This is a genomic window from Sphingomonas sp. BL-S-28, assembly GCF_055521515.1.
This window is the reverse complement of record NZ_CM145484.1, coordinates 1,325,077-1,338,959: the sequence shown is the minus strand read 5'-3', so window position 1 is coordinate 1,338,959 and position 13,883 is coordinate 1,325,077. Positions and strand designations below refer to the sequence as shown.

Genomic DNA, 13,883 nt, shown 5'->3' with positions numbered 1-13,883 from the left:
GCGTCCGTTCCGCAAAACGCGCGTCAGGAGGCGCGCCACAGGGGAATTTGAATGGGTAGATTGATCGTCATCTCGAACCGGGTCTCGGTGCCCAAGGCGGCCGGTGCCGCCGGCGCGCAAGGCGGACTGGCGGTGGCGCTCAATTCCGCGCTGCGCGAACACGGCGGCATCTGGTTCGGCTGGTCCGGGCAGGAAACCGAGGAGTTCACCGGCCATCTGGACATGCAGCGCAACGAAGGCGTCACAACTGCGACCATCGACCTGGAACCGCAGGACATCGAGGAATACTACAACGGCTATGCCAACCGCACGCTCTGGCCGCTGTTCCACTATCGCATCGACCTGACCGAGTACGATCGCAATTTCGGCGAAGGCTATGAGCGCGTGAACGAGCGTTTCGCCGATTCCGTGCTGCCGCTGATCGAGCGGGACGATCTGGTCTGGGTGCACGACTATCACCTGCTGCCGCTGGGTTCGATGCTGCGGCAGAAGGGCGTGAAGAATCGCATGGGTCTGTTCCTGCACACGCCCTGGCCGCCGACGCGCCTGCTGGTATCGCTGCCGCTGCATGAGCGGCTGGTCGCGTCCATGCTGGAATACGATGTGCTCGGCTTCCAGAACGCCGAATGGCTGGAGAGCTTTCTGCATTACGTGCAGAAGGAAATGGGCCTGAAGGTCAACGCCGACAATTCGATCGATTACGAGGGCCGCCGCGTCGTCGCCCGCGCCTTCCCCATCGGCATCGACTACGAAGAATTCACCGAGGCTTCCGGCGGCGCCGAAGCCCGCGCCGCGCATGACCGGCTGAAGCAGAGCGTGCGCGGCCGCAAGATCCTGATCGGCGTGGACCGGCTGGACTATTCCAAAGGTCTTGGCGAACGGTTCGAGGCCTATGGCCGCTTTCTGGCGGACAATCCCGAACTGGCGGCACGGGCGGTCCTGCTGCAGATCGCCCCGCCTTCGCGCGAGGATGTCGCCAGCTACCAGCAGATCCGCGAGGATCTGGAACGCAAGACCGGGCATATCAACGGCGCCCACGCCGATGTCGCCTTCGTACCGATCCGCTATGTCAACCGCGGCTATCCGCGTGCGCAACTGGCCGGATTCTACCGCGCGGCGGATATCGGCCTGGTCACCCCGCTGCGCGACGGCATGAATCTTGTCGCCAAGGAATATGTCGCGGCGCAGGACCCGGAAGACCCCGGCGTGCTGATCCTCTCGCAGTTTGCCGGCGCGGCGGACCAGTTGAAGGATGCGCTGCTGGTGAACCCGCACTCGATCGAACATGTGAGCGAAGCGATCAAGCGCGCGCTGGAAATGCCGCTGGAGGAACGCCGCGAACGCCATGGCAAGCTGCTTGCCTCTGTCCGCGATCACGATGTGCGGCGCTGGCGGGAGGATTTCGTCACCGCCCTGTTCGGCCCGGCCGAGGGGCAGGAAGCCGGGGAAGCGAGTGGCACGCCGAAAAGCGCCCCGGCCGACGAAACGGCATGACGCAGGCGGGATTTGCAACCCGTCCTGCGCGGACGGGTAATCAACCGGAAATTCCGGATCGTTCGCAAATCGTCACTCGCCTGCAACCAATCTGACCTCTAAGGCAGGTAATCAGAGGATGTGGACGGCGGAGACTCGCCCTTCGCGGCAGAAGAGGCTCCGTACCGTCCTATAGTACACTGGAAAGCCCGGATAACCGGGCGACAGGGTGAGTTGATGGGCCAAGTTCTTTACGGCGAATGCGTTCGCTCCGGCGAAGCCATGGCCGTGCGCATTCTGGACCTTGCACGCATTGGCTGCGCGGTCGAAACGGATGCAACCGCCATGGATCTGGAAGGCGAACTGACAGTGTGGATCGGTGCCATGGGGCCGTTTGCCGCCACCGCGACACGCAGCGACGACCGGCATCATTCGCTGCGTTTCGCGCAGCCGCTGGACGATCAGATCGTCCACCATTTCGCGCCTGACGGGGCCTGACCGGCCCCGTCATCGCCCTTTATTGCGCAACGATGCTCACCCGGCGGATGCGGCCCTCGCCCCGTCCGGTCAGCAGCGCCAGATCCTGGGTCCGGCACTCCTCGGCGGGGATGGTGAATTCGCCAGCTTCCGCCGGCGCTTCTGCACCCGATACGGATCGCGCGCCGGTGCCGATGGCGATGTCGGCCAGTCGGTGCTCCTCCCCGCGCGCGGAATAGCAGGTGATCCGCAGCAATAGCGGCCTGACGCCCGCCTCGCCTTCGGTGTCGGCATCGGCGGCAGCGGTGTAGCGGCCCGCCGCCAGCACTGCACTGCGCCGGGCGATCGGGCTGCGCACTGCCGTGCGGTTGGAATAGACGATGACGGTGCCGCCTTTATCAAACGTCCGTTCGATCCCTTCGACTTCCGGGTATTGCCAGTCGAACGGGCCGGGCAGCCTGCCATCGGCCATCGGCTGGAACCGGAAATCATCGGGTGCGGTCATCCGTCCCGCTGCGCAAAGCTCACCCCATAGCACGCCCGCCGCAGCCGGACGGCCTGACCGAACAAGCGCCGAAAGCCGGGTCGCCAGCGCGGCACAGTCCACCCGCGCACCATGGCGGGCCATGGCCCCCACCGTGCGCTGCAGCGCATCCTGCTCCAGCGTCGCCCCGGCCCAGGCAATGAACCCGTTCGACCAGTATTTCTCTTGCCCCAGTTGTCCGGCAAAGGCTTCCGCGCCCTTGGGCTGGGCCAGCAGGTGTTCAGTCATCGCCTTCAGCCGGTCATCGCCCAGCCCCACGCGCCAGAGCGCGACGAGGCGCTGCGCGGCGACGTTCCAGTCCTGCGCCTGGAATGCCATGACCACCAGCATGTCCTGCGTGAAGCGGTTGCGCCAGCCGCGCTGCCCGGCAAGCAGCAGCGAATGGACGGCGGCATCCTCGTCCCCCCGCTGCACCTGACCATAGGCCATCAGCGCCAACCCGTCCGAAGGGATCGGCCGGCGGCGGACATATTCGCGCGAGAGCGCCAAGCCCTGCTCGTCGTCCTGCCGCGCGTAAGCCTGCTCGATCAGCGGCTCCAGCGCGAAGTATCGGAACGGCGCCGGCACCAGCGCGACGACCGTATCGTCGCGCCGCGCCTGCCGGTCCAGTTCCATGCCCACCACCGGCACCGCGATCACGGCGGCAAGTGCGAACCAGGCGGCCTTTCCGATCACCGACGGCATCGCCCCTTACCCCTGCTTGCTGCCATAGCTGTAGTAGTCGTTGGTGTAATAACTGTAGTCTTCCCCGCCGACGCGCGGATCGAAGCGGTTCAGCACCACGCCAAGGACATTCGCCTTGATCAGCGCCAGACGGCGCAGCGCGGACTTCACCGCGCCGCGATGGAATTCGGACGCATCGATCACGAACAGCACGCCGTCCGCATGGTTCGCCAGCAGCGCCGCGTCCGACAGGCCCAGCAGCGGCGGACAGTCGATCACCACGATATCGAAGCGCTGCCGCGCCTGCTCCACGAAGCCCGCCATCCCCTCGCCCGCCAGGATCAGCGCCGGATCGGGCGGCACCGGCAGTGCGGACATGTAGCTGAGCGTTTCCAAGTCGCTGCCATGGACCGCCTCTTCGAAGGTCTTCTGCCCGGTCAGCACATCGGTCAGGCCGGTCGCCTTCTGGTTCTTCATCAGGCGGTGCAAGGTGGGGCGGCGCAAGTCGGCATCGACCAGCAGCACGCGCTTGCCCAGAAGCGCGATGTCGTTCGCCACAGCCCGCGCGGTGGTGGACTTGCCTTCGGATTCGCGCGAACTCGTCACCATCAGCACATGCGGCAGGCCCGATGCGGTGGAATAGCGCAAGTTGGTGACCAGCGACCGGAACGCCTCGCTGACTTTGGAGCGGTGGTCGCTGAAGTGGTTCTGGACGTCGCCTTCCTTTTCCAGCGGGATCAGCCCCAGCAGCGGCATGCCCAGCTTGCGCTCGACATCCTCGGGCGAGCGGATCGTGTCATCGAACAGTTCGCGCAGGAACACTACGCCGGCGGCGACGATGAGGCCGATCACCAACGCGATGATGATGTTCACCAGAAGGCGCGGGGAATAAGGCTTGGTGGGCACTTCGGCCCGGTCCACCAGCGTCAGGTTGTTGGACGAGGCGCCGGCCGCCGCGTTGAGCTGGTTATAGCGTGAGAGCAGCGTGTCGTAGAGCGTGCGATTGGTATCGGCCACGCGCTTCAGCACGGCGTACTGGACGCCCCGGTCCTGCTCCTTCAGCGCATCGCCGCGCAGCCCGCCGACCCGTGCGGTCAGCGACTTTTCCTGCTCCAGCGCGGCCTGATATTCCAGATAGGCCGTCTTCTTCAGCGATTGTGCGATCGTATCGATGCGGCGGTCGTACTCCGCGACTTCGGCCTTCTTCGACTTCACCGTGACGAAATCGTCCAGATGGCGGGATTGTTCTTCGGCCAGATCGGCCTCCACTTTGGCCTTTTCGCTCAGCAGCGTGGAGATCGCCGGATTGCCGTTGACTTCGGGAATCGAAAGCGGGTCCTGCTTCGCCAGCGTGCGCCAGCGATCTTCGGCCGCGATGCGCGTGGCGGTCGCCTTGGAGGCCGCGTCGGTCAGCTGGACCAGCGTGCTGTTGGTGACGGACAGCACCGATTCCGAATCGCCGTTCTCGCCCTGGCTGGTCACGCGGATCAGCCCGGCGGCGCGGGCATACTGGTTGAGATCCCGCTCAGACTGGGTGACCTTGTCGCGCGCTTCGTCAAGCTGATCCGAAAGGAAGCGGCGCGCGTAGGAGGAACTGTTGTACTTCTGGTCCAGATTGCGATCGATGAAGCGTTCGCCGTAAAGCTGGGCCAGCTTCGCCGAATAGCTGGGGCTGCGGCTGGACACGCTGATCGAGACGATTCGGCTGTCCGGCGGCAAGTCCACGCTGACATTTTCCAGCAGCGCCTCGATCGCGGCATCCTTGCGGACCTGATCCAGCGTCTTGCCGCCGCCCAGGTCGGACACGGTATCCGCCGTGGGCATATCCTGCCCCATCGCATCGAAGAACGCCGCGTCACGGTCCAGCTTGCCGCTTTCCACCACGCTCTGCGCCAGTGAGCGGCTCTGGATGATGCCCACCTGCGTCTGCAGGAAGCGATCGGTATCCTGCACGTTGTTGACCTTCTGCAGGTCCGTGCCCTCGATGATCTGGTCGGCTTGATCCTCGATCAGCACGCGCACTTGCGCGCGGTATTTCGGCGCGACCAGCAAAGTCATGGCCACGCCCAGCAGCACGATCCCGCCGACGATTCCGGCGATCAGCGCCCAGTTGCGGCGCACGGCGCCCACCACGGCCTTGACCATGGCGGATAGATCGGGGCCGCTTTCCTCCACGGCGGAGTAACCCTCCATATCGTCCCGTTCCAAATATGCGTCGTTCAAGGTTTCATCCCGCCATGTTGTCCGACCCGGTCGAAACCCGGGCCGCAGCCATTGTTCCCGTCAGCAGGTCGATCACGCGCAATGCCCCGCCTTCCGGGCCTTGCGCAGTGCCTGCCGCCGACGCGGACGTTTTCGTCCGCACCGTGGCAGGATTCGAATTTCAATCGCGATGCGACCCGCTGCCGTGTTGCGCCCTGTTGTGTTCCCGTTCTGCCTTTCCCGTTCCGATCAGCAGCGCCAGCACCAGTGCGGCAACGCACAGCAAGGTCTGGCTCCGCAAGGGATAGTCGGTGATGGACTGGAGCGCGATGAGCGCGAAGATGCCCAGCGCCGCAAGGCCGATTGCGCCATGCCGCCCCTGGTGGCGGGCGGCCCGCACGGTGCGCAGGCCCAGCATGGCCACGGCCACCGCCCAACCGGCCGCCAGCGCGATCCCGGCGAGGCCGGATTCGAGTGCGATCTCCAGAAAATCGTTATGCGCGCGGCCGGCGCGGCCATAGCTGAGGTTCTCCAGCGCCTCATCCACCTGGAACACTTCGTCGAAGGAACCCACGCCGCTGCCTACGGGCCAATAGCGGCCGATAGCCTCCACGGTGTCTTTCCAGATGATCGGGCGCTGTTCATCCTCCACGGAATGGAAGCGCGCCATGCTCTGCTGAATGCGGTGGTTGCCGCTGAGCAAGGCGCCGCCTGCCACAAGCGCCAGCAAGGCGCCCGCCAGGATCAACGCAGCCTTCTTGCGATTGCGGCCAAAACCATGTGCGCTCCACCCCATCCCCACGGCAAGCAAGACCGGCACGGCCAGAAGCATCATGCCGGAGCGAGAACGAGTCAACACAACACCCGTCACTAGCAGGATCGCCACCGCTACGGTGCCCAGCTTCCACGCGGGCGAGACCCGGCGCCACGGCACCGCGCCGATCAAGGCGACCAGCGCGATGTCCAGCATCAGCGCGCCACTGTTGCGGTTGGAGAAAGTGCCCTGCAAGTCGGCAGATCCGGCGACTTCTTCGTAGAATACGAAAAGCCGGTTGCCGCTAGCCAGTTGCTGTGCGCCCAGCGCGGTCACGATCACGCCGCCCGCTGCCACCGTCAGCAGCAGCATCCGCCGGTCGCGCTCCCCAAGGTCCCACGCAAGCGTCAGAATCGCGAGCGGCGCCAGCAGGGAAAAGAATGCGATCGCGGTGCGGGCCGCGCTGAGGGTGAACGGTTGCCAGGCGCCCTTCACCCCGATCAGGTCGAAGGACTGGACAACCAGATCGCGCCCGGGCAGCGACTGCCAGATCGCTGGCGGCAGCGGCACCAGTTGCAGCAGCGGCAGCGCAAGCGTGGCCGCCACCAGCACCACCGGCAGGCGCGGCGCTCTGGCGAAGAAGTCGAACACCGCGTCGCGATGGAATGCCAGCACGGCCAGCCCCGCCAGTTGCACGACCATGTTGGCCAGCCCGGCGCCGGACCCTCCGCCACCGAAGACAAGGCCGACAAGCAGCAGGGCAGCGGCAAGGCCCGCCCGGCCGCGCAGCGCCGCACCGAACCCGGCACGGGTACCGTGCGGACCCTGCCCGCGCGATGCGGGCCGCCGGCTCAGAAATTCAGCCCGCAATATAAGGCAATCCTGTTACAGAAAATCCATTCACGGGCACGACCTTTATATATGACGCCTGCAGCAGCTACGAAGCCGTTTACATCCTTTGGATTCATGGGCGCGCCTGAACAGTGGAAGACTTGGCCCAATGGAATGGAAAACGACCGTAGAATGCACGGCATTCGTATTTCTGTATTTTTCCGATGGTTAGCGCGATCTTTCCGCAGCGCAACCCGACTCGCCGGAACTTGCGGCTTCTCGTCGCAATTCCTGCGCTGCCTGGCGCATTAGCTTTTTATACCGCCCGGTCGGGTTGTTGCAGTGCAGCGAGGATTTTTATTCTACCCTAAGGGAAACACCGCATAGTCAACCGCACGCAAATGAGATCAAGCGAGAGCAGCAAGCTTGGAACCGATTTTCAGAGTATTGCACAGGCCTTTCCGCCCGATTACCCCCTCGAATTACCGGACAATTCCTCAATACCTTACTGGTCAGGGAGACACTTGAAGGTGCGCAGATCGAACAAGACCCCTGCCCTTTTCCGTCTGATTACCGGCACGTTGCTGGCCGGAACCGCACTCGCCGGCTGCACATCGACCACGCATAATCCGAACCTGCCCACCGGCGCCGCAGCATATCAGGTGGTCCCGCCCACAGTGCCCGCCCCCAGCGTCTACGCCATCACTCCGCGCGACGTGCTGCAAGTGCGCGTCTATGGCGAGCCTGACCTTTCGGTGGAGAAGGCGGTGGTTGACGATGCCGGCTTCGTTCAGCTTCCCATGGCCGGCCCGGTCAAGGTGGCGGGGCTCAGCGCGGCGGAGGCGACCACGCAAGTGGCAACGCTGCTGGGCAACAAATACCTGCGCGATCCGCAAGTGGCGGTTTCGGTGGACGTTCCGGCGCCGCGCTACGTCTCGGTCGAAGGCGAAGTGAAGATGCCGGGGGTCTACGAACTGACCTCCAACATGACGCTGCTGGGCGCGCTGGCCAAGGCGCAGAGCCCGTCGGTGACCGCCAAGCTGGACGAGATCGTGATCTTCCGCACCATCGACGGCAAACGCATGGCCGCGCGCTTCAACGTGAAGGACATCCGCACCGGCGTCAGCCCCGATCCCGTGATCATGGACGGCGACATCGTGATGGTGGGCTATTCGCGGATCAGGGGCCTGTGGCAGGACTTCCTGAAGATGGCGCCGATCTTCAACATCTTCGCGGTGATCAGCACGAACAGTTGAGTTTGGAAAATGCCCATCCGGGCATTTTCATGCGGCACCGGCCCACCCGACCACCCACGAGTGTATCCTGATGGGTGGTCGGCCCCCTCAGCGAAAAGGTCCCCCGGACCTTTTCGTGTTCTTCGGGACGGGAGTGGGCCGGTACCGCCAAAATCCGCCTTCAGCGGATTTTCAAACACTACCCATGGTAAGCGCGGTACCATTCCACGAAGCGCGGTATCCCCAACTCGATGTGCGTGCTGGGCGCGTAGCCGGTATCGCGTGTCAGCGCGGTGATGTCCGCATACGTCGCCGGAACGTCGCCCGGCTGCATCGGCAGCAGGGTGAGTTCCGCCTTCACGCCGCAGGCCTCTTCCAGCACCTCGATCATGCGCAGCAGGCGTTCGCTACGGTTGTTGCCGATGTTGTAAAGCGCATGCGGCTTCACGCTGCCACCCGCCTTGGCCTGCCCGTCGTCGGCCGGCGGCCGGTCCAGGCACGCCAGCACACCGGCGACGATATCGTCGATATACGTAAAGTCCCGGTACATATCGCCGTGGTTGTAGACTTCGATCGGCCGGCCCGAGAGCATACGCTCGGTAAACTTCCATAACGCCATGTCCGGGCGGCCCCAGGGCCCATAGACCGTGAAGAACCGCAGTCCCGTCAGCGGAATGCGGAACAGGTGCGCATAAGTCTCGCTCATCAATTCGTCCGCCTTCTTGGTGGCGGCATAGAGCGAGACGGGGTGATCGACGCGGTCCTCCACGGCGAAGGGCAGCTTCTCGTTGCCGCCGTAGACCGAGCTGGAGCTGGCATAGACCATGTGCGCCACCTGCCGCGCGCGGGCGATTTCCAGCATGTTGACGTGGCCCGCCAGATTGGACGCGACATAGGCCTGCGGGTTCTCCAGCGAATAGCGCACCCCGGCCTGCGCGCCGAGATGGACGATCGTGTCGAACCGGTGCGGCTCCAATGCCATGGTCAGCGCCGCCATGTCCGCGAAGTCCAGCCGGTGGCATGTGAACAGGTTGCCGTGCCGCGCGGTGAGCCCGTCCAGCCGCGCCTGCTTGAGCGCGACGGGGTAATAGTCGTTCATGTTGTCGATGCCGATCACCGGCGTTCCGCGCGCCATCAGCGCCTCTGCCACGGCAGCGCCGATGAAACCGGCGGCACCGGTGACGAGAACGGGGTGCGGCGACGGGGAATGGGGCACGCTAGATATCTCCGGTCTGGTGCCATTGTGGACGTGACAGCCTTTGCGCCACGCATCATGGTGCAGCAAGACTTAGCTTTGTGAAAACAGCGGTTAGCGGCAAATGCTTGCGATCGGTTGCCTTTTTATGGCGGCGGAAGCGTTTGACGCCTTGCAGCAAGACCCATATCGCAGAGCCCCTGACGACCGGGCTTCAGACCCGGCCCGACCGAGCGGAGACCCATGACCACCAAGCTTCCCGTCCTCGTCACCGGCGGTGCCGGCTATATCGGCAGCCACGCCGTTCTCGCGCTGAAGGACGCGGGCTGGCCCGTCACCGTGATCGACAACCTGACCACCGGCTTCCGCTTCGCAATTCCCGAAGGCGTGCCACTTTACGAAGGCGATATCGAGGATCCGGACCTGCTCGCCCGCGTATTCGCCGAACAGGGCATCCGCGCGGTGATGCATTTCGCCGGGTCGATCATCGTGCCGGAATCGGTCGAAAACCCCCTGAAATACTATCACAACAACACCGCCAAGAGCCGCGCCCTGATCGAGGCGGCGGTCAAGGCGGGCGTTTCCCACTTCATCTTCAGTTCGACAGCGGCGACTTACGGCATTCCCGAAGTCTCCCCGGTGACCGAGGACAGCCCCAAGCTGCCGATCAATCCCTACGGCATGTCCAAGCTGATGACCGAGATCATGCTGGGCGACGTGGCAAAGGCCCATCCGCTCAACTTCTGCGCGCTGCGCTATTTCAACGTGGCGGGCGCCGATCCGCAGGCACGCACCGGCCAGTCGACGGCGGGGGCGACGCACCTGATCAAGGTCGCGGTCGAGGCGGCGCTGGGCAAGCGCAGCCATGTCGGCGTGTTCGGCACCGATTTCGACACGCCGGACGGTACCGGCGTGCGCGATTACATCCATGTGTCGGACCTTGCCGCCGCGCACGTTCTGGCGTTGGAGGCCCTGATTGCCGATCCGGCCCGGTCGCTGACGATGAACTGTGGCTATGGCCAGGGCTTCTCCGTGCTCGACGTGCTGGACGCGGTGGACCGCGTGACCAACCGTACCATCGAGCGCCGCCTGGAAAACCGCCGCGCGGGCGATCCGGATTCGCTGATCTCCGACAACCGCCGCATCAAGGCGACGTTGCCGTGGGAGCCGAAATACGCGGACCTGCCCACCATCGTGCAGCACGCCCTCGCCTGGGAGCGCAAGCTGGGCGACATTCGCGGCGCGTAACGAAAAAGGCGTGGCCGGACCGAAGTCCGACCACGCCCCATCGATCAGGCTATGATGCCAGCCGTCAGAACGCGACGCTGAGCGAGGCGCGGGCCGACAGATCGGTAGACCAGGTGGTCTGCTCCGCACGGGCGGAGATCTTCCAGGTGAAGTCGTAACCACCCGCCAGCATCGAAACTTCGCCGATCCACGCGCCCTTCAGGCTTTCCGGTGCGATCGTGAAGCTGGAACCCGCGTCGTACGTATCGCCGCCGTTGAAGTAGGCAGTGGTGTCGCCCAACTGGCCGGAGATCACCTCGCGGCGGCCGGCTTCCAGCTGGAAGGTCAGCGGGCGCCAGTCGGGCGAGATCGTGCCCAGCGAATAGGCCGCCGTCAGCGTTGGCGTAAGGGTGGTTTCCTTGCTGGTGCGGCTGGCGACGGTCAGTGCGATGGCTTCGCTGGTGCCGGTTTCGCTGTAGCCGTCTTCCTTCAGCCAGTACTGCTGCAGTTCGACCTTCGGCTTCAGGCTGAAGCGGCGCGATGTCTGATACTTGTAGGACGCGCCGGCCAGGCCCGAGAGCAGCCAGCCATCCCACTTGCCGCTGGCGGTGTAGGTGAAATCGGTATCGTCGACCGTGCCGGTGAAGGTACGCTTCGAATCGACCGAGATGCGCGATGCGCCGATCCGCGCCCAGGCCATGAACGGCCCCTTCGCCGTGCGCCAGAATGCGCCGAAGTCATGCTGGCCGACGTCGAGGTCACCCGTTCCGCCATTGTCCTTCACGTTGCCCTTGAGCCATGCGTAGGACACACCGAAGTAGCCGAGATCGGTGTGCCGCTCGAACCCGGCGGAAAGGCCCCAGCCGCTGGTCTTGTAGCTGGCGGTGCTGCCCGCATCCTTGCTGGTGCGCCAGTAGATCGGCTCGAACCAGCCGCCGACGTCGGAAATGTCGAACATCGTGGTTTCGTCCGACAGGTGCTGCGATGCCAGACGATCGGCCGTGGTCACCGCATCGAACACGCCGCCGGCGTGATCGGGCAGCAGGCCGGAAACCTGCGACTTCAGCGTGGACGAATCGGTGACCTGCAGCAGGCTCTCGGTCAGCGAGGTGTCGTTCTGCGCGGTAGCATAGATCGCATCCCAGGCGGATGCCTGGCTGCGCGTCAGGCCCAGTTCGTCGGTCGTCTTGCGCGCGATCGTCAGGTAGACGTTGTTGGCATCGTTGCTGACTTCGCCGTTGTAGATGAACGGCAGGTCGGTATCGCTGGAATCCAGCGTGCCTTCGACGTTCAGGTTGGCGGCGGTCAGCACGGTATAGGTGCCTTCCGCATCGCCCAGCGAGGTGACCGTGGCGGTGACTTTCGCACCCGATTCCAACGTGGCGTTGGCCACGTTGAACAGCGAACTCGTGCCTGCCGAAGTATCGATATAGACCCCCAGCGAACCGCCGGACTTCACGGTGAGCGAGCCGAAGTCGATCGTCTCGGCCGCCTGCGCGGTCAACTTCGAACCGCTGTTCACGGTAACCGAAAGGTTGTCCGCATTGGTGAAGTTGCCGGTATAGACCGACGATCCGGACAACGTCAGCGTTCCCGCCTCACCCGCGAAGTCCATCGTGCCGGTGAACGCCGCAGTGTCCGCCAGCGATGCGGTGGCAAGGCCGGTGCCGAAGTAGACGTCGCCCTTGTAGACCGCGTTGCCCGACAGCGTCAGCGTATCGTCGCCCGCGCCGAACAGCGTGTTGCCGCTGATCGTGCCGGTCGACGCGTTCAGCGTGTCATTGCCCGATCCCAGCAGGATATTGCCGGAAATGCTGGCATAGACCGTCGGGTCGGTATCGACGTCGTTCTCATCCAGATAGTTGGCGCTGGTCTTGATGTCGTCCGAATTGAGGTACTGGTTGATGGTGACGCCAGTGGTATTCGCCGAAAGGTCGATGGCGGAAAGCGTGTCCGTGCTCGACCCCGATGCGGTGATATAGCCGGTGTTGTTGATCGTCGTCAGCGTGCCGGAAAGATCCTGGATCGCCGTGGCCACCCCCTCGCCCGGGGAGGAAATCACCGCCGAAATCGTGCCCGAGTTGTAAAGGCTGCTGACCGTGCTGCCGGCATTGATGACAAGGCCGTAGGCGGCCGTGTCGTAAGTCGTCGCGCGCAGCGTGCCGGTTACGCCGATCCCGTCGGTCAGCGTCACGTTGCCGCCCTGCCCGCCGATCACCACGCCATAGGCATTGGTGTTCGAGTAATAGGCGTTGGAGGTGACGGTGCCGTCGATCGCCAGCGAATAGGTGCCCGAATTGCTGGAGACGCCGCCCACGGTGATGTCGCTGGTGCCGCCGATCTGGATCGCCGGCGAATTGCCGTAAGCAGTGACGATGCCGGTGCCTTCATCCGAATCGTTGACGCCGTCGCCATCCTCGTCGGAGTTGGAGCTGTCCTCGTCCACCGGCGGGGCGGCGATATAGATGCCGCCCGCGACGTTGCCGGTGATCTCCACCGCCGCCTTGCCGGTGCGAAGCGCCGTGCGCGACAGGACGATCGTGGCGCTGTCGTCGTCGGCGTAGGACGCCGCCTGCGCGACGGTGCCCTGAATGGTGACCGTGCCGGACACGTCGCCAGCCACCACCAAGCCTTGCGCGCCGGCGCCCACCGTGGTGACGGTACCTTCCACCGTCACGTCGCCGTCTACGGCCTGAGTCTTGATGCCCACCGAACCGTCGCCGATCACCTTGATCGTGCCGGTGTTGGTAATGTTGCCGGTGTAATTCGAATCGACGACGATGCCGCCCGAATTGAGCCCTTCCACCGTGATCGTGCCCGCGTTCGAGATCGAGCCGCTGGTCGCCGCGCCCGAAAGCACGTGAATGCCGTAACGGTTGCTGGCCGAGGCGATGGCGCCATCGGCAATGCCGTTGGCGTCCGCGTCGGTCGGCACGTAGCTTTCGGTGACCGAGATCGTCGCATCCTCACCCACCGTGACGGTGGAACTGGTCCCCGCATTGACGACCACGCCCGCCGCGTCGTTCGCCCCGCCCACGGCAATGCCGCCTTCCACGTCCACGCCGTTGGCGCTGTCCACCGTCACCGCCTTGCCGCTCGACAACGTGATGGTGCCGGCGGTGCTGACCGTAACGTCGCCCGCAGTGGAGGTGACCAGCGGCGTGGTCGTCGCGGTGGAAACGGTGGTTGCGGCGAAAACGGGGCTGGCAGCCAGAGCCAGAGCCAACGCGCCCGCGCTGGCTGACGAATGCAGAGATTTCATGAGTTATCGCACTCTTTTGA

At 64.5% G+C, this 13,883-nt stretch carries 9 protein-coding genes; 4 read left to right on the top strand and 5 right to left on the bottom strand.

The features are described 5' to 3' along the window. Positions 1 to 51: 51 nt before the first annotated feature. The gene (gene otsA, locus ACZ1JC_RS15095; protein ID WP_465136079.1) at positions 52 to 1,494 is read left to right on the top strand and encodes an alpha,alpha-trehalose-phosphate synthase (UDP-forming); all 1,443 of its coding nucleotides are present in this window, start codon (positions 52 to 54) and stop codon (positions 1,492 to 1,494) included. A gap of 216 nt (positions 1,495 to 1,710) precedes the next feature. Continuing rightward, positions 1,711 to 1,971, top strand: a complete 261-nt coding sequence (locus ACZ1JC_RS15090; protein ID WP_465136080.1) for a hypothetical protein — start codon at positions 1,711 to 1,713, stop codon at positions 1,969 to 1,971. A 19-nt stretch (positions 1,972 to 1,990) separates the two neighbouring features. Here the strand turns inward: ACZ1JC_RS15090 and ACZ1JC_RS15085 are convergent, their stop codons facing one another. The 3 genes from ACZ1JC_RS15085 to ACZ1JC_RS15075 form a co-directional block, all read right to left on the bottom strand. Further along, positions 1,991 to 3,169 carry a hypothetical protein gene (locus tag ACZ1JC_RS15085; protein WP_465136081.1) on the bottom strand — a complete coding sequence of 393 codons (1,179 nt, stop codon included), beginning with the start codon at positions 3,167 to 3,169 and terminating at the stop codon, positions 1,991 to 1,993. Between the two features lie 15 nt (positions 3,170 to 3,184). Continuing rightward, positions 3,185 to 5,380 (bottom strand): GumC family protein, encoded by a 2,196-nt coding sequence (locus tag ACZ1JC_RS15080; protein ID WP_465136082.1) that lies wholly within the window; start codon positions 5,378 to 5,380, stop codon positions 3,185 to 3,187. Positions 5,381 to 5,540: 160 nt separating this feature from the next. Continuing rightward, positions 5,541 to 6,983, bottom strand: a complete 1,443-nt coding sequence (locus ACZ1JC_RS15075) for an O-antigen ligase family protein (RefSeq protein ID WP_465136083.1) — start codon at positions 6,981 to 6,983, stop codon at positions 5,541 to 5,543. Between the two features lie 491 nt (positions 6,984 to 7,474). Between ACZ1JC_RS15075 and ACZ1JC_RS15070 the strand changes: the two genes are divergently transcribed. Further along, a complete protein-coding gene (locus ACZ1JC_RS15070; RefSeq protein ID WP_465136084.1) occupies positions 7,475 to 8,200 on the top strand; it encodes a polysaccharide biosynthesis/export family protein in 726 nt (241 codons plus the stop codon). A gap of 178 nt (positions 8,201 to 8,378) precedes the next feature. Here ACZ1JC_RS15070 and ACZ1JC_RS15065 read toward each other — a convergent pair whose 3' ends face one another. Next, positions 8,379 to 9,395, bottom strand: a complete 1,017-nt coding sequence (locus ACZ1JC_RS15065; RefSeq protein WP_465148398.1) for an NAD-dependent epimerase/dehydratase family protein — start codon at positions 9,393 to 9,395, stop codon at positions 8,379 to 8,381. Between the two features lie 222 nt (positions 9,396 to 9,617). On the opposite strand from ACZ1JC_RS15065, the gene galE reads away from it, so the two are divergent. Continuing rightward, positions 9,618 to 10,622, top strand: a complete 1,005-nt coding sequence (gene galE, locus ACZ1JC_RS15060) for a UDP-glucose 4-epimerase GalE (protein WP_465136085.1) — start codon at positions 9,618 to 9,620, stop codon at positions 10,620 to 10,622. Between the two features lie 64 nt (positions 10,623 to 10,686). Here the strand turns inward: galE and ACZ1JC_RS15055 are convergent, their stop codons facing one another. Beyond that, positions 10,687 to 13,863 carry an autotransporter domain-containing protein gene (locus ACZ1JC_RS15055; protein ID WP_465136086.1) on the bottom strand — a complete coding sequence of 1,059 codons (3,177 nt, stop codon included), beginning with the start codon at positions 13,861 to 13,863 and terminating at the stop codon, positions 10,687 to 10,689. Positions 13,864 to 13,883 lie beyond the last annotated feature (20 nt).